Here is a 15,943-nt window from a genome sequence, read left to right on the forward strand (position 1 = left end):
TCTTCCTCGCGTGGCGTTTAACCCGGATCACTAGTCTATTTTTATAGGCAGGGATCTTTTCGATCGGGCAGGCTCTATGGTTTAACAATAGGCCAAGCTGTCAGAACGAGAACGCTAGAAGTTATACCAAAAAACAGAATTGTACAGGTTTCATCGACGGCGTAGTCTGTACAGAAAGGTAAACGAGGCCCCTATGACTGTACCTATCGCAATCATCGGCACCGGCATCGCCGGGCTCTCCGCCGCTCAGGCTCTGACAGAGACCGGGCATACCGTTCAACTGTTCGATAAAAGCCGCGGCAGCGGGGGGCGCATGTCGAGCAAGCGCAGCGACGCCGGCTCGCTGGACTTGGGCGCTCAATACTTCACCGCGCGCGACCGGCGCTTCGTCACCGAAGTGCAGCGCTGGCAGAGCCGGGGCTGGGCCGCTGAGTGGACGCCGCAGCTGTACACCTTCCAGGGCGGCCAACTGAACATGTCGCCGGACGAGCAGACCCGCTGGGTCGGCACGCCGCGCATGAGCGCCATCACCCGTGGCCTGCTCGATGGCCTGGACGTGCAGTTTGCCTGCCGCATCACCGAGGTCTATCGCGGCGAAGAACACTGGCATCTGCAGGACGCCGACGGCTGCACCCACGGCCCCTTCAGCCATGTGGTGATCGCCACACCGGCACCGCAAGCCACCGCGCTGCTGGCCGCCGCACCGAAACTTGCCGGCGTCGCTGCCGGGGTGAAAATGGAGCCGACCTGGGCCGTCGCCCTCGCATTTGAAACCCCGCTCGATACGCCGATCGAAGGCTGCTTCGTGCAGGACAGCCCGCTCGACTGGCTGGCGCGCAACCGCAGCAAACCCGGGCGCGACAGCACTCTCGACACGTGGGTGCTGCATGCAACCAGCGCCTGGAGCCGGCAACACATCGACCTCTCCAAGGAAGCAGTAATCGAACATCTGCACGGTGCGTTCGCCGAATTGCTGCACAGCGCCATGCCTGCGCCGACCTTCAGCCTCGCCCACCGCTGGCTCTACGCCCGCCCCGCTACCGGCCACGAGTGGACCACGCTGGCCGACGCCGACCTGGGCTTGTACGCCTGCGGCGACTGGTGCCTGTCGGGCCGCGTTGAAGGCGCTTGGCTGAGCGGTCAGGAGGCTGCACGTCGCTTGCACGAACACCTGCAATGAATCGCATCAATCCGCGCAAATTGCTGCTGTCGAAGTGGACAGCAGCCCACCCGCAAAATCGCGAAAAACATTTTCTGGTCACCGAACTGATCCGCGACGAGGAAGGTACGGTGCTGGAAGTTGAATTGCAGGCGGTGCTGACCCAGCGTAGCGAGCGACTGGATTGGCAGGTGCTGAAAGACAGCGAGCACTGGTTACTGGGCTGGAAATAGATTTCCCTTGTGGGAGCGAGCCTGCTCGCGAAAGCGCTGTATCGGATACGAAATCACTGACTGACCCACCGCTTTCGCGAGCAGGCTCGCTCCCACATATTCAGCGCTGTAGAAAAATCTTATACAAATCATTTGACTTGTACATCCATCGATCTATGCTGAGGAAAAGTTGTACAGAGATAACTCTCTGTACAGGTATAGATTCGAGGTGCTCATGTCTACTGCTTCCCTGTCCAAGCCGAAGATCGCCATCAGCGCCTGCCTGTTGGGCGAAGAAGTGCGCTACAACGGTGGGCACAAGGAATCGCGGCTGTGCAGCCGCACCCTTACCGAATATTTCGATTTCGTCCCGCTGTGCCCGGAAGTTGCTATCGGCATGGGCATTCCCCGTGAGCCGATTCGGCTGGTCGGCGACCCTGAACAACCCGAGGCAGTCGGCACCGTTGACCGGACCATCAACGTAACCAGGCCGCTGGCCGAGTACGGCGAGAAAATGGCCGCCGAGCTGCAGGACCTTTCCGGCTACATCTTCATGCAGCAGTCGCCCTCCTGCGGGCTGGAACGGGTCAAGGTCTATCACGACAACGGCGCGCCAGTGAATGGTGGCGGACGCGGGATCTATGCGCAGGCATTCTGTGCACAGCATCCGGATCTGCCGGTGGAAGAAGCCGGACGCCTCAACGATCCGGTGCTGCGGGAAAACTTCATCACCCGCGTCCTGGCCTACAGCGCCTGGCAGCAAGTGCTCGCCGAGGGTCTGAGCCGCCGCGCCCTTACCGAGTTCCATTCGCGCTACAAGTACCTGCTGATGGCGCACAACCCGCTGCAATACAAAAACCTCGGCAAGATGCTCGGCAACATGGCCGACAGCGATCCCGCCGAACTCGGCCCGCGCTATTTCAGCGAGCTGATGGCCGCGCTGAAGAAATGCGCCACTCGCGGCACCCATTGCAACGTGCTGCTGCACCTCAGCGGTTATTTGAAACAATCGCTGAGCGCCGAAGACAAACAGGAAATGCAGCAGATCATCGGCCAGTACCGCCAGGGCATCGTGCCGCTCGTGGTGCCGTTGACGCTGCTCAAACATCACTTTCGACTCCATCCGGACCCGTACATCGCGCAGCAGGTTTACCTGCAGCCGCATCCGGAAAACCTCAGTCTGCGAAACGCGATCTAATGAACGATAAAACCGACAGCAGCGCCCGGGAAGACCTCGGCGCCGACTTCAAGAAAGCCCTCGACGAGGGCTGGTTGCCGATTCGCGAAGTCGCGCGGCAGACGGGCGTCAACGCCATCACCCTGCGCGCGTGGGAACGTCGCTATGGGTTGGTGGTGCCCCAGCGCACGCCCAAGGGCCATCGACTGTATAGCGCTGAACATGTGCAGCGGATCATGGCCATCCTTACCTGGCTCAACCGTGGCGTTGCGGTCAGTCAGGTCAAGCCTCTCCTCGACGCGCCGCAGGCCTTCACGGAAACCGTGGAAAACGATTGGCAGCGTCTGCATCAGACGTTGCTGTCGGCGGTCACCTCGCTCAATGAGCGCGCGCTGGATGACAGCGTCAATCAGGCCATCGCCTTGTATCCGCCACGGACGTTGTGCGAGCAATTGCTGATGCCGCTGCTGGCCGAGCTCGAACAGCGCTGGCAGGGCCAGTTCGGCGCGCAGATGGAACGGACGTTTTTCTTTTCCTGGTTGCGCAGCAAATTCGGCGCACGCATCTACCATAACAACCGTCAGCTGCATTCGGCGCCGCTGCTGTTGATCAATCATTCCGACCTGCCGCTGGAGCCGCATCTGTGGCTGTGCGCATGGCTGATCAGCAGTGCCGATTGCCCGGTGCAAGTGTTCGACTGGCCACTGCCGGCCGGTGAGCTGGCGCTGACCGTCGAGCATCTGCAAGCCCGTGGCGTGCTGCTGTATTCGAGCAAAGCCATGCAACTGGCGCAGCTGCCCAAGCTGCTGGCGAACGTCAATTGCCCGACCTTGATTGCTGGCCCCACGGTGCACATTCACCACACCGAATTGTCCGCACGCACCGCCCAGACTGCCGACCTGTTCCTGGCTGAAGATCCGCTTGCCGCACACCAGGCGCTGCTCGAGCGCGGATTGATTTGATGATGGGTTTAATCACATGCAACTGATCTGGCTGCGCAGCGACTTGCGCCAACGTGACAACACAGCCCTCGCGGCCGCCGCAGCTCGCGGCCCGACCGTGGCGGTGTATCTGTTGAGTCCGCAGCAATGGCTGGCGCACGACGATGCGCCGTGCAAAGTGGATTTCTGGCTGCGCAATTTGCGCGAACTGAGCCAGAGCCTCGGCGCGCTGAACATCCCGTTGTTGATTCGCAGCGCACCGCACTGGGATCAGGCACCGGCAGAATTGCTCAAGCTGTGCCGGCAATTGAAGGTCGAGGCGGTGCACGCCAACGAGGAATACGGCGTTCACGAAAGCCGCCGTGATGAAGCCGTGGCCGAAACGTTGCGAGCCGAAGGCATCGAATTCCACAGTTACCTGGATCAGTTGCTGTTCAAACCCGGCACAGTGCTGACCAAGACCGGCACCTACTTCCAGGTGTTCAGTCAGTTTCGCAAAGTCTGCTACGAACGCCTGCATCGCTCGATGCCGGCACTGGTCAAGGCACCCGGCAAGCAGGCCGCGCTGGATATCGCCAGCGATGCAATTCCGGAGGCGGTAAAAGGTTTCGCCACACCGAGCGAATCCCTGCGCGCCCTGTGGCCGGCCGGCGAGCAAGAGGCGCGACGCCGCCTCGATACCTTCACCGACGCGCAGATCGACTACTACCGCAGCGAACGCGACTTCCCGGCCAAACCTGGCACCAGCCAATTGTCGGCGTATCTCGCCGCCGGCGTGATCTCGCCACGCCAGTGCCTGCACGCTGCACTGCAAAGCAATCAGGGCGAGTTCGAAAGCGGCAAGGTCGGCGCGGTGACCTGGATCAACGAGCTGCTGTGGCGCGAGTTCTATAAACACATTCTGGTCGGCTATCCACGCGTCTCCCGGCATCGCGCCTTCCGCCCGGAAACCGAAGCGCTGGCCTGGCGCGATGCGCCGGAAGAACTCAAGGCCTGGCAGGAGGCACGCACCGGGCTGCCGATCATCGACGCGGCGATGCGTCAACTGCTGGAAACCGGCTGGATGCACAATCGCCTGCGCATGGTCGTAGCGATGTTCCTGACCAAAAACCTGCTGATCGACTGGCGCGAGGGCGAACGCTTTTTCATGCGCCACCTGATCGACGGCGACCTGGCGGCCAACAACGGTGGCTGGCAGTGGAGCTCATCGACCGGCACCGACTCGGCGCCGTACTTCCGTATCTTCAACCCGTTGAGCCAGTCGGAAAAATTCGATGCCGAAGGCGTGTTCATCAAGCACTGGTTGCCGGAACTGGCCGGGCTCAACAAGAAGGAAGTGCACAATCCGGCGGCAGCCGGAGGACTGTTCGGCGTGTCCGGTTATCCGGCGCCGATCGTTAATCTCAGCACTTCACGCGAGCGTGCGCTGACGGCGTTCAAGAGCCTGCCGTCGCGCCAGCCTGTGGGCGGCAGCGATGAGTGAATTCCTGCGCAGCTTCGCCCGCGAGTTTTGCGGGTTGAACAAAGACAACCTGCATCGCCTCGGCGAGCTGTACAGCGACGACATTCATTTCACCGATCCGCTGCACGAAGTTCAGGGCCTGGCACAACTGCGGGATTACTTCAGTGAGCTGTACGCCAACGTCAGCGATCTGCGTTTCGATTTTCATGGTTTCGACCAGATCCGCGAAGGTGAGGGTTACCTGCGCTGGGTCATGAGTTATCGCCATCCGCGCCTGGCCAACGGTCGGGAAATCAGGGTCGGTGGCTGCTCGCACCTGCTCTGGCGCGACAAGGTTTATCGCCATCGGGATTATTTCGATGCCGGGGCGCTGCTGTATGAACACTTGCCAATATTGGGCCGGGTGATTGCCTGGCTGAAAAGGAGAATGGGATGAGTCGTACACCTCCACGGCGGTATTGGTTGACCGGCGCCAGCAGTGGCATCGGTGCAGCCTTGTGTGAGGACATTCTGAAAAGCGGCGCACACCTGGCGGTCAGCTCGCGCTCGGCCGCGCCGCTCAAGGTTTTGTCCCAGCGCTACCCGGGCCAGGTGCTGGTGGTGCCCGGCGATCTGACCAACAGTCAGACCGTGCGCGAAATCGGTGAGCAGATCGCCGACGCCTGGGGATCGCTGGACAGCGTGATTCTCAACGCTGGCACCTGTGAATATGTCGACGCACGCCAGTTCGATTCGTCGATCATCGAGCATGTGGTGCGCACCAATCTGCTCGCCAGCAGCTATTGCATCGAAGCCGCCCTGCCGCTGTTGCGCAAAGGCACCGCGCCGCATCTGGTCGGCATGGCCAGCTCGGTGACTTACCTGCCGCTGCCACGGGCCGAAGCCTATGGCGCATCGAAGGCCGGGCTGCGTTACCTGTTCGAATCGCTGCGCATCGATCTGGCGGATGAAGGTATTGAAGTCACCATCATCAGCCCTGGTTTTGTCGAAACGCCGCTGACCGAGAGGAACGATTTCCCGATGCCGCTGAGCTGGCCTGCGGATAAAGCGGCGCGGCACATCTTCGCCAAACTCAAGGACCGTCCGCTGGAAATTGCCTTTCCGGGACTGTTCATGGCCGCGCTGTGGCCGCTGTCGAAACTGCCCGCCCGCGCGCAATTGGCGATCGGCAAACGCATGGTGCGCAAGAACCCTCCGCAGCGGGACCCGATATGAAAATCGCCGTAATTGGCAGCGGTATCGCCGGGCTCACCTGCGCCTACCTGCTGAACCGCCGCCACGACATCACCGTGTTCGAAGCGAGTGACTGGGTCGGCGGGCATACCCACACCGTACCGGTCAGCGTGGCCGGGGAATCGTTCGCCATCGACACCGGTTTCATCGTGTTCAACGACTGGACCTACCCGAACTTCATTCGCTTGCTCAACCAGCTCGGCGTGGCGTTCAAGCCGACCGAAATGAGCTTTTCGGTAACCGACCCGGACACTGGCGTGGAGTACAACGGCAACAACCTCAACAGCCTGTTCGCCCAGCGCAGCAATCTGTTGTCGCCGGGGTTCTGGGGCATGCTGCGCGACATTCTGCGCTTCAACAAAGAAGCGCAGCGCGACCTGGTGGAACTGCGCATCGCCGCCGATACCACGCTCGATGATTACCTCAAGGCCGGCGGCTACGGCGAGCGCTTCATCCTGCACTACATCGTGCCGATGGGCGCGGCGATCTGGTCGATGCCAATGGCGGAAATGCTCAATTTCCCGCTGCAATTCTTCCTGCGTTTTTTCAAGAATCATGGCCTGTTGTCGGTCAGTGATCGGCCGCAGTGGCAGGTCATCGAAGGCGGTTCCAGTGCCTACGTCGCGCCGCTGACCGCTTCGTTCAGCGACAGGATTCGCCTGACCTGCCCGGTCAGCCGCGTCGAGCGCAATCAGCATGGTGTGGTTATCCACAGCCCGGCCGGCCTCGAACATTTCGACAAGGTGGTGTTCGCCTGTCACAGCGATCAGGCTCTGAGGCTGTTGGCCAACCCGAGCGACGCCGAGCGTTCGATTCTCGGTGCCCTGCTCTACGCCGACAACGACGTCGTGCTGCACACCGACACGCGCCTGCTGCCGACGCGCAAACTGGCCTGGGCCAGCTGGAACTATCGCCTCGGCGGCGCCGGCCATACCCGCGCGGCGGTCACCTACAACATGAACATCCTGCAGGGCATCGAAAGCGACACCACGTTCTGCGTCAGCCTCAACCAGACTGCCGGCATCAGCCCGGATAAAGTGCTGGCCCGCTATACCTACGCCCACCCGCAATACACCCTCGCCGCAGCGGCCGCGCAAAACCGTTGGGGCGAACTCGATGGCGAGCAGCACACGCATTATTGCGGCGCCTACTGGGCCAACGGCTTTCATGAAGATGGCGTGGTCAGCGGCTTGCGCGTGGCCGCCGCGTTCGGTGAAACCCTGTGAACAGCGCACTGTATAGCGGCATGATTGGCCACCGACGTTTTTCGCCGCGCCGCCACGAATTCCGCTACCGCATTGGCCTGCTCTATCTCGACCTGAGCGAACAGGACGCCGTGCTGGCCTTGTCGCCGCTGGCGGGGCGCAGTCGTTTCGCGCCCTTCTCGTTTCGCGAAACCGATTACCTCAAAGCCTTCACCGGCAAGGGCATGCGCCTGATCGACGCCGTGCGTCAGCAGGTCGGTGCAGCCATCGGTCATGAACCACAAGGCGCGGTATGCCTGCTGACTCAGCCGCGCAGTTGGGGCCTGTCGTTCAATCCGGTGAGCTTCTTCTACTGCCATGAAGCCGACGGACAACTGGCGGCGATCGTTTGTGAAGTCACCAATACGCCATGGCGCGAGCGTTTTCATTACGTGTTGCCGGCGCAGACGCCGACCAGTCTGGTGGATTTCCACCAACATTTTGCTGTAGCCAAGGCGTTTCACGTTTCACCGTTTCTGCCCCGCGACCTCGAATACCGCATGAGCTTCAGCCCGGCCGCGCAAAGCCTGGGTGTGCACATGGCCGATTGGCAGGGCAGCGAGAAACTGTTCGACGCCACACTGAATCTGCGCCGCGAACCGCTCGATCGTCGCAGCCTGCATCGCTATCTGCGGCGCTTCCCGTGGATGACCGCAAAAACCGCTCTGGCGATTTATTGGCAAGCACTGCGACTGCTGCTCAAGCGCGCGCCGATCTTCCCTCACCAGGCTGCCGACGGCAGCTTTAAAACCGCCACTGTGCCTCCGAAGGAGCCGCACCATGAAATCCTCTAGCCTGCCGCTCGGTCGCTTCAGCACCAACGGTTTGACCGGCTCGCTGCTGCGCCGTGGCGTGTTGCGCCAATTGGCCCAGCTCAAACACGGACAATTGATGGTCGTCGAGGATGGCGAACAAATGCTTTTCGGCACCCCGGGCAGTGCTCTGCTCGGCGAAGTCCATGTGCTCGATCCGGCCCTGTGGGGCATGGTCGCCAGTAGCGGCTCGATCGGCGCCGGCGAAGCATTCATCCACGGCTATTGGAGTTCGCCGGACCTGACTGCTGTGGTGCGCGTGTTCGTCAGCAATCTCGATGTACTCGATGCCATGGAAGGTGGCCTGGCGCGTCTGGGCCGGCCCTTCGTGCAAGGCCTGCACTGGCTCAATCGCAACACGCGCAAGGGTTCGCAGAAAAACATCGCCGCGCACTACGACCTCGGCAATGAACTGTTCGAACAGTTTCTCGACCCGACCATGATGTATTCCGCCGCCCAGTTCCTTTCGCCGAGCGACACCCTGGAACAGGCGCAACTGAACAAACTCGAGCGCATCTGCCAGAAACTCGCGCTCAAACCCAGCGACCACCTGCTGGAAATCGGCACCGGTTGGGGCAGCATGGCCCTTTACGCAGCGCAGCATTACGGTTGCCGCGTGACCACTACGACGCTGTCGAAAGAGCAGTTCGCGTTCACTGCCAAACGCATCGAACAATTGGGCTTGCAGGACCGCGTCACCCTGCTGCTCAAGGACTACCGCGACCTCAGCGGCGAGTACGACAAACTGGTATCGATCGAGATGATCGAGGCGGTCGGCCATCGGTTCCTGCCGACCTACTTCAAGCAATGCGCGCAGTTGCTCAAGAGCAACGGCCTGATGCTGCTCCAGGCGATCACCATTCGCGAACAACGCTACGAACAGGCCAAGCGCAGCGTCGACTTCATCCAGCGCTACATCTTCCCCGGCGGCGCCCTGCCCTCGGTGCACAAGATGCTCGATGTGGTCGGCCGCGAAACCGACATGAACCTGCTGCACATGGAAGATTTCGGCCTGCATTACGCCAGGACACTGCGCCTGTGGCACGAGAACTTTCGCCTCGCCCATGGTCGCCTGAGCGAACTGGGTTACGACGATTATTTCCTGCGTTTGTGGGAGTTCTATCTGTGCTACTGCGAGGGCGGATTCCTCGAACGCACCATCGGCACCGCGCAATTGCTGCTGGCCAAACCGGCGGCGATGACCGCGCCGCTGCTCGGGCGCTTCGATGCGTGAGCGAATCGCCAATGCCGTGCTGTTTCAGCTCGGCTGGCTGGCCTGCGTACTTGGCGGCAACAGTTTGTGGCTGCTGCTGGCACTGGCGGCGCTGGTGATACATCTGCGCTGGATCAGCAGTTGGGCGGCAGAAGGTCGTTTGATTCTGTGCGTGGTGATTGTCGGCACGGCGGTGGACAGCGTCTTGCGTTACCTCGACGTGTTCCGCTTTGCAGACGCCTCGCCGCTGATTCCGCTGTGGCTGATGCTGCTATGGGCACTGCTCGCCACCACGTTGCGCCACTGCCTGGCCTGGAGCGCGCGGCCATGGTGGCTGGCCAGCGGACTTGGCGCGGTGGGCGGGGCGTTGTCGTACTACGGTGGCGGACGCCTGGCCGGCGTGCATTTCCCTTACGGCGAAGTATCGACGCTGATCGTCATCGGGCTGCTCTGGGCAGGCTTGTTCCCACTGTTGCATTTGATGGCGCGGCGTCTGGCGCCGTGAGCGTCCGTCAGCGCTTTCACACCCACGGCGATCACTGCCTTACACTGCCACGATGAAAACCATCCCTCACACACAAATCGCCGAACCGGCGGTCACCTGCTCGACCTGTGCGGCGTGCTGCTGCCAGCTCGAAGTGATGCTGATCACCGACACCGGCGTGCCTGATCGCTTTATCGATACCGATGAATGGGGCGGCGAAGTGATGCTGCGTCTGGACGACGGCTGGTGCGCGGCGCTGGATCGCGACAGCATGATGTGCACGATCTATGAACGACGCCCGCTGATTTGCCGCGAGTTTGAAATGGGCGCGCCGGAGTGCATCGAAGAGCGCCGGGGAATTGCTACAGCCTACCGCTGATTTCTTTGACGGCGCAGAAACAACTGTGGGAGCGAGCCTGCTCGCGAAGGCGGTGTGTCAGCCACCATTTGAATTGGCTGACACTCTGCTTTCGCGAGCAGGCTCGCTCCCACGTTGGTTCCGCGTAGGCGGATTACAGCGGCATTGTGTAATGCAGCGCGTAGCTTTCTACACCATCGTTGTCGCTGGACAGGCCGGCGTTGGAGTAGTGCGTGGCGCGGATGCCGACTTCGTGGCCGCCGTTGAAACGCAGGCCGACACCGATGCGGTCTTCAAACTGGAAGGAGCCGCCCAGGTTGTTGCTTTCGTATTCGGTGTTGGAGAAGAACGCCACGCCGATACCCGCTTCCACGTATGGCTTGACCGACTGACCGGCAAACTCGTAAACGAATACAGGCGAGAACGACAGGCTGTTGTTGCTGGAAGTCTTGTCACCTTCCCAGTACGTGTAGGCACCGCTCCAGTAGCCGGTCAGGCGACCCACGTCGCTCTGCAGCCAGCTCTTGTCCCAGTCGAAATTCATGCCTAAGCGATACGTCATTGTCGAATCGCTGGTACCGCCGACGGCGAATTCAACGCCAGCGGCTTGTGCAGTAATGCTTTGCCCCATCAGTGCGGCCGCAATCGCGGCCAAGCAGAATAGTCGCTTCACTTTGAAACTTCCTTTTCCGGAACGATCGTTTGGTTTTTAGTTGCTGCTGTCGCTATAGAAATCCGCGCTTGGTCAGAAGTTCAGCGTTTTTTTAGTTATTTCACATTTTTTTTACAAGTCGAAGTTTTGCACATTCGACGCAGTTTGGCCCAGCAACGGTAGGATTTTTCTGAGAGATTGCGGATCGCCGCTGGTCCAGAACTTCACCGGCTGGCTCGGACGTTGCGCCAGCAGATCACGCTCGGCGAGCAAGCGTTGCAACTGCCGGGCCACGGCAGCTCCGGTATCGATCAGGCTGACATCGTCGGCGATCATCGACCTGAGTAGCGGCTTGAGGAAGGGATAATGGGTGCAGCCAAGAATGATCGTGTCGCAGTTTTGCGCCAGCAATGGAGCGACGTAACCTTGCAATAAAGTGCGTAATTCGGCGCTGTGCAGATCACCCGTTTCGATCAGTTCGACCAGTCCCGGACAGGGCTGGGTGATGACTTTAATGTCGGCCGCGAAGCGATCGAGCAACGCGGCAAACTTCGCGCTCTGCAACGTGCCGGTCGTGGCCAGGACGCCAACCACGCCGCTTCGTGTGGCCGCTGCGGCCGGTTTGACCGCCGGTTCCATGCCGACAATCGGCCAGTCGAGGAAATCGCGACGCAGATCGGCAACCCCCGCTACGGTCGCGGTATTGCACGCTAGCACCAAAGCTTTGGCCCCCTGCTCGCGAAAGAACCCGGCCATCACGCTGCAACGCTCGCGGATGAATTCCGGGGTTTTCTCGCCGTAAGGAATGTTCCCGCAATCGGCGACATAAAGCAGCGATTCGTTGGGCAGCAAGCGCTGGATTTCGCCGAGGACCGACAAGCCGCCGACCCCGGAATCGAACACGCCGATCGGCGCTTCACGCATGGCGGGCGCCACAGACGCTGCAGCCCGGATCACGCTTGACCCGCAGCTCACGGAAGCGCGAACCCAGAGCGTCGATCAGCAACAACCGCCCCACCAACGGTTCGCCAAAGCCGACCAGCACCTTCAACGCTTCCAGCGCCTGCAAGCTGCCGACCAGACCGACCAATGGTCCGACCACGCCAGCCTCGCTGCACGTCAGTTCGGCTTCGCTGCCGTGCCCGTAAAGGCAGTGGTAGCAAGGGCTCTCGGCACGCCGTGGATCGAACACCGACAGCTGCCCTTCCAGACGAATTGCCGCACCGCTGACCAAGGGCTTGCGCGCGGCAACACAGGCGGCGTTGACCGCCTCACGGGTAGAGAAGTTGTCCGAGCAATCGAGCACCAGATCCACCGCCGCCACCACTGCGGCGAGGGAATCGGCGTCCAGCGCCTGACGATGGGCGACCAGTTGAATCTCGGGATTGATCGCGCCCAGGCGCTTGAGCGCCGAGTCGACCTTGGACATGCCGACACTGTCGGTGTCGTGAATGATCTGCCGTTGCAGATTGGTCAGATCGACCGTGTCGAAATCCGCCAGATGCAACTCGCCGACGCCCGCTGCCGCCAGATACAACGCCACCGGCGCGCCGAGGCCGCCAAGGCCGACGATCAGCACGCGGCTGGCCTTGAGCTTCAGCTGCCCGTCGATGTCGATGTGTTGCAGCAGAATCTGCCGGCTGTAGCGCAGCAATTCCTGATCATTCAGCACGGCAGGCGCCCCAGACTGATGCGTTGATGGCCGCCCAGATCGGTGCGGCTGTGGACTTCTTCAAAGCCACGAGTGAGCAGCAGATCACGCACGGCTTCGGCCTGATCATAGCCGTGTTCGAGCATCAGCCAGCCGCCGGTTTCAAGATGATCCGGCGCCTGCGCAACAATCAGGCGCAGATCATCGAGGCCATCTTCACCGGCGACCAGCGCACTGGCCGGTTCGAAACGCACATCACCCTCGACCAGATGCGGATCGGCGGCGGCAATGTACGGCGGGTTGCTGATGATCAGTTGGAAGCGCTGGCCCTCGAGGGCGCTGAACCAATGGCTGTTCAGCACCGTAGCGTTGTTCAGGTGCAGACGCTGGCGATTGCGTTCGGCCAGGGCCACGGCTTCAAGCACACGATCCACGGCGGTGACTTTCCACGCCGGGCGTTCGCTGGCCAAAGCCAAAGCAATCGCGCCACTGCCGGTGCCCAAGTCGAGGACCTTGGCCGGGGTTGCCGGCAGCAGCTCAAGGGCTGCCTCTACCAAAAGTTCTGTATCGGGACGCGGGATCAGCGTGTGCGGCGCGACTTCCAGATCCAGCTTCCAAAAGCCCTGCTGGCCGAGAATGTAGGCCACCGGTTCACCGCTACGCCGCCGTTGCAAATACTCGGCAAAGGTCAGCGCAGCCTCGCTTGGCACGATGCGCTCGGGCCAGGTGTGCAGGAAGCTGCGCGACTTGCCCAGTGCGGCGGCGAGAAGCAATTCAGCGTCCAGACGCGCAGTCGGCGAGTCCGGCAACTCGGCAGCGCGCAACAGGCTGGCGATGATGGTCATTTATTCACCTATCGCTGCGAGTTGGTCAGCCTGATATTCGGCCAGCAACGGCTCGATCACGGCTTCAACGCCACCTGCGAGAATTTCATCCAGCGAATACAGGGTCAGGTTGACGCGATGGTCGGTGACCCGGCCCTGAGCGTAGTTGTAGGTGCGGATACGCTCGGATCGATCGCCGGAGCCGACCAGCAACTTGCGCTCACTGGCAATCGCGTTGGCCGCCGCAGCGTTTTGCTGATCGTTGAGCTTGGCCGACAGCCACGCCATCGCCCGCGCGCGGTTCTTGTGCTGGGAGCGCTCTTCCTGGCATTCGACGACAGTGCCGGTCGGGATGTGGGTAATGCGGATCGCCGAATCGGTGGTGTTGACGTGCTGACCACCGGCCCCAGAGGAACGGTAAGTGTCGACGCGCAGATCCGCCGGGTTGATCTCGATGGCTTCGCGCTCATCCGGCTCAGGCAACACCGCCACGGTGCACGCCGACGTGTGGATCCGGCCCTGGGATTCGGTAGCCGGTACGCGCTGAACGCGGTGCGCGCCGGACTCGAATTTCAGCTTGCCGTAAACGTTGTCGCCTTCAATGCGCGCGATGACTTCTTTATAGCCGCCGTGTTCGCCTTCGTTTTCCGAGAGGATCTCTACCCGCCAGCCACGCCGCTCGGCATAACGCGAGTACATGCGGAACAGGTCGCCGGAGAAGATCGCCGCCTCGTCGCCACCGGTGCCGGCGCGGATTTCGAGGAAGACGTTGCGGCCGTCATTCGGATCTTTAGGCAGCAGCATGCGCTGCAGATCGGATTCCAGCTTGACCAGCAACTCCTTGGCTTCGCGAACTTCTTCCACGGCCATTTCGCGCATGTCCGGGTCGTTATCCTTGAGCAGCGCCTGCGCGCCTTCAAGATCGCTTTGTACGCCGAGCAGCTTTTTATAGGCGGCCACTACCGGTTCGAGTTCGGCGTATTCCTTGGAATAGGCGCGGAATTTGGCCTGATCGGCAATGACTTCACCGTCGCCGAGCAGCGCGGTCAGTTCCTCGAAACGGTCCTGGAGAATGTCCAGCTTGTTGAGCAGTGACGCTTTCATTGCGGTTTTTTATCCGAAAAACTATCCGGTGAGCCCTCAAGGGCAAAGAGTTCCTGGGCCATGGCCAGCGCATCGAGGCGGCCTTCGGCAGACAGCTTTTTCAACTGCACGCTGGGCGCATGCAAGAGTTTGTTGGTCAGGCCACGGGCCAGTTGCCCGAGCACGTCTTCGGCGTTGCCGCCGTTGGCCAGCAGACGCAGGGCCTTCTGCAATTCCTCGTCACGCAAGCGTTCGCTCTGTTGACGATAGGCCTTGAGCACATCGACTGCCGCCAGTTCGCGCAGGCGCACCATGAAATCGTCGGCGCCGACCGAGACCATCTCCTCCGCCGCTTGCGCAGCGCCCTGACGGCTCTTGAGGTTCTCGGCGACCACTTCGTGGAGATCGTCGACGCTGTACAGGTAAACGTCGTCGAGCTCGCCGACTTCCGGCTCGATATCGCGCGGTACCGCAATGTCGACCATGAAGATCGGCTTGTGCTTGCGCAGCTTCAGCGCACTTTCCACCGCGCCCTTGCCGAGGATCGGCAGCTGACTGGCGGTCGAACTGATGACGATGTCGCTGCGCACCAGTTCCGCCGGAATGTCCGAGAGCAGCACCGCATGAGCGCCGAACTGCTCGGCCAACTGACTGGCGCGCTCCAGCGTGCGGTTGGCGACGACGATGCGCTTGACCCCCAGCTCATGCAAATGGCGCGCGACCAGCGTAATCGTCTCGCCGGCACCGATCAGCAGCGCCTGGCTGCGTTGCAGATCGCTGAAAATCTGTTTCGCCAGGCTCACCGCAGCAAACGCCACCGACACCGGGTTCTCGCCAATCGCAGTATCGGTACGCACCTGCTTGGCGGCATTGAACGTCGCCTGAAACAACCGCCCCAGCAGCGGACCGATGGTGCCGGCCTCGCGGGCCACGGCGTAGGCCGATTTCATCTGACCGAGAATCTGCGGTTCGCCCAGCACCAGCGAGTCGAGCCCGGAGGCGACGCGCATCATGTGACGAACAGCCGCATCGTCTTCATGCACATAAGCACTGGCGCGCAGCTCGTCGAGGCTCAGATGGTGATAATCGGCCAGCCAGCGCAGCACGACATCGGCCGACAGCTGATCCTGTTCTATATAAAGCTCACTGCGATTGCAGGTGGAGAGGATCGCGGCTTCGCGGCTGTCGGTCAGTCGGCAGAGCTGCTGCAAGGCCTCCACCAGCTGCTCAGGGGTAAAGGCCACGCGCTCGCGGACGTCTACTGAAGCAGTCTTGTGGTTAATACCGAGTGCAAGGAAGGCCATTCAAGGTCGCTGATGGTGACGTGAAGCCGGCAATTGTCCTACTTCGAAAGATTCAGAACAACTACCGCTGACTATTGTCCCAATCGTCAGCCCCTATAATGGCCACAATTGAGTCTCGGTTATGTTTGGCCGAA

The 15,943-nt window shown here is 61.3% G+C and carries 18 protein-coding genes; 12 read left to right on the top strand and 6 right to left on the bottom strand.

Annotation, left to right across the window (positions count from 1 at the left end; all coding sequences use genetic code 11):
- Positions 1-193 precede the first annotated feature (193 nt).
- The 12 genes from PSH90_RS22005 (at position 194) to PSH90_RS22060 (ending at position 10,316) form a co-directional block, all read left to right on the top strand.
- Positions 194-1,180, top strand: a complete 987-nt coding sequence (locus tag PSH90_RS22005; protein ID WP_041479990.1) for an NAD(P)/FAD-dependent oxidoreductase — start codon at positions 194-196, stop codon at positions 1,178-1,180.
- Positions 1,177-1,392 carry a TIGR02450 family Trp-rich protein gene (locus PSH90_RS22010; RefSeq protein ID WP_076564097.1) on the top strand — a complete coding sequence of 72 codons (216 nt, stop codon included), beginning with the start codon at positions 1,177-1,179 and terminating at the stop codon, positions 1,390-1,392. The genes PSH90_RS22005 and PSH90_RS22010 overlap by 4 nt, the downstream gene beginning before the upstream one ends.
- A 214-nt stretch (positions 1,393-1,606) precedes the next feature.
- Positions 1,607-2,569: a DUF523 and DUF1722 domain-containing protein gene (locus PSH90_RS22015; protein WP_041479992.1), complete on the top strand. Its 963-nt coding sequence runs from the start codon at positions 1,607-1,609 to the stop codon at positions 2,567-2,569.
- A complete protein-coding gene (locus PSH90_RS22020; RefSeq protein ID WP_016773222.1) occupies positions 2,569-3,510 on the top strand; it encodes a MerR family transcriptional regulator in 942 nt (313 codons plus the stop codon). Before PSH90_RS22015 ends, PSH90_RS22020 begins: the two co-directional genes overlap by 1 nt.
- 16 nt (positions 3,511-3,526) lie before the next feature.
- Positions 3,527-4,972, top strand: coding sequence for a deoxyribodipyrimidine photo-lyase (gene phrB / locus PSH90_RS22025; protein WP_305381524.1), 1,446 nt, complete (start codon positions 3,527-3,529; stop codon positions 4,970-4,972).
- Positions 4,965-5,387, top strand: coding sequence for a nuclear transport factor 2 family protein (locus PSH90_RS22030; protein WP_071173575.1), 423 nt, complete (start codon positions 4,965-4,967; stop codon positions 5,385-5,387). The genes phrB and PSH90_RS22030 overlap by 8 nt, the downstream gene beginning before the upstream one ends.
- Positions 5,384-6,166: an SDR family oxidoreductase gene (locus tag PSH90_RS22035; RefSeq protein WP_056790280.1), complete on the top strand. Its 783-nt coding sequence runs from the start codon at positions 5,384-5,386 to the stop codon at positions 6,164-6,166. The genes PSH90_RS22030 and PSH90_RS22035 overlap by 4 nt, the downstream gene beginning before the upstream one ends.
- Positions 6,163-7,410: an NAD(P)/FAD-dependent oxidoreductase gene (locus PSH90_RS22040; RefSeq protein WP_305381525.1), complete on the top strand. Its 1,248-nt coding sequence runs from the start codon at positions 6,163-6,165 to the stop codon at positions 7,408-7,410. Before PSH90_RS22035 ends, PSH90_RS22040 begins: the two co-directional genes overlap by 4 nt.
- Positions 7,407-8,222, top strand: coding sequence for a DUF1365 domain-containing protein (locus PSH90_RS22045; RefSeq protein ID WP_305381526.1), 816 nt, complete (start codon positions 7,407-7,409; stop codon positions 8,220-8,222). Before PSH90_RS22040 ends, PSH90_RS22045 begins: the two co-directional genes overlap by 4 nt.
- Entirely contained in the window at positions 8,209-9,474 is a 1,266-nt protein-coding gene (locus PSH90_RS22050) for a cyclopropane-fatty-acyl-phospholipid synthase family protein (RefSeq protein ID WP_095181656.1), read from the top strand. Before PSH90_RS22045 ends, PSH90_RS22050 begins: the two co-directional genes overlap by 14 nt.
- Positions 9,467-9,958 (top strand): DUF2878 domain-containing protein, encoded by a 492-nt coding sequence (locus tag PSH90_RS22055; protein WP_150741822.1) that lies wholly within the window; start codon positions 9,467-9,469, stop codon positions 9,956-9,958. The genes PSH90_RS22050 and PSH90_RS22055 overlap by 8 nt, the downstream gene beginning before the upstream one ends.
- Before the next feature lie 52 nt (positions 9,959-10,010).
- The gene (locus tag PSH90_RS22060) at positions 10,011-10,316 is read left to right on the top strand and encodes a YkgJ family cysteine cluster protein (protein ID WP_024014290.1); all 306 of its coding nucleotides are present in this window, start codon (positions 10,011-10,013) and stop codon (positions 10,314-10,316) included.
- 133 nt (positions 10,317-10,449) lie between these two features.
- Here the strand turns inward: PSH90_RS22060 and PSH90_RS22065 are convergent, their stop codons facing one another.
- From PSH90_RS22065 to hemA, 6 genes are all read right to left on the bottom strand, one after another.
- Positions 10,450-10,968 carry an acyloxyacyl hydrolase gene (locus PSH90_RS22065; protein WP_041480001.1) on the bottom strand — a complete coding sequence of 173 codons (519 nt, stop codon included), beginning with the start codon at positions 10,966-10,968 and terminating at the stop codon, positions 10,450-10,452.
- 111 nt (positions 10,969-11,079) lie between these two features.
- Positions 11,080-11,871 carry a glutamate racemase gene (murI, locus tag PSH90_RS22070; protein ID WP_305381528.1) on the bottom strand — a complete coding sequence of 264 codons (792 nt, stop codon included), beginning with the start codon at positions 11,869-11,871 and terminating at the stop codon, positions 11,080-11,082.
- Positions 11,864-12,619 carry a molybdopterin-synthase adenylyltransferase MoeB gene (locus PSH90_RS22075; RefSeq protein ID WP_024014293.1) on the bottom strand — a complete coding sequence of 252 codons (756 nt, stop codon included), beginning with the start codon at positions 12,617-12,619 and terminating at the stop codon, positions 11,864-11,866. Before PSH90_RS22075 ends, murI begins: the two co-directional genes overlap by 8 nt.
- Positions 12,613-13,443 (bottom strand): peptide chain release factor N(5)-glutamine methyltransferase, encoded by an 831-nt coding sequence (prmC, locus tag PSH90_RS22080; RefSeq protein ID WP_252876891.1) that lies wholly within the window; start codon positions 13,441-13,443, stop codon positions 12,613-12,615. The genes PSH90_RS22075 and prmC overlap by 7 nt, the downstream gene beginning before the upstream one ends.
- Complete coding sequence (prfA, locus tag PSH90_RS22085) at positions 13,444-14,526, bottom strand: peptide chain release factor 1 (RefSeq protein ID WP_150638770.1); 1,083 nt, start codon at positions 14,524-14,526, stop codon at positions 13,444-13,446.
- Positions 14,523-15,809, bottom strand: a complete 1,287-nt coding sequence (gene hemA / locus PSH90_RS22090; RefSeq protein ID WP_016773209.1) for a glutamyl-tRNA reductase — start codon at positions 15,807-15,809, stop codon at positions 14,523-14,525. The genes prfA and hemA overlap by 4 nt, the downstream gene beginning before the upstream one ends.
- Positions 15,810-15,943 lie beyond the last annotated feature (134 nt).

It is taken from the genome of Pseudomonas sp. FP1762 (genome assembly GCF_030687105.1).
GTDB lineage: Bacteria > Pseudomonadota > Gammaproteobacteria > Pseudomonadales > Pseudomonadaceae > Aquipseudomonas > Aquipseudomonas siliginis.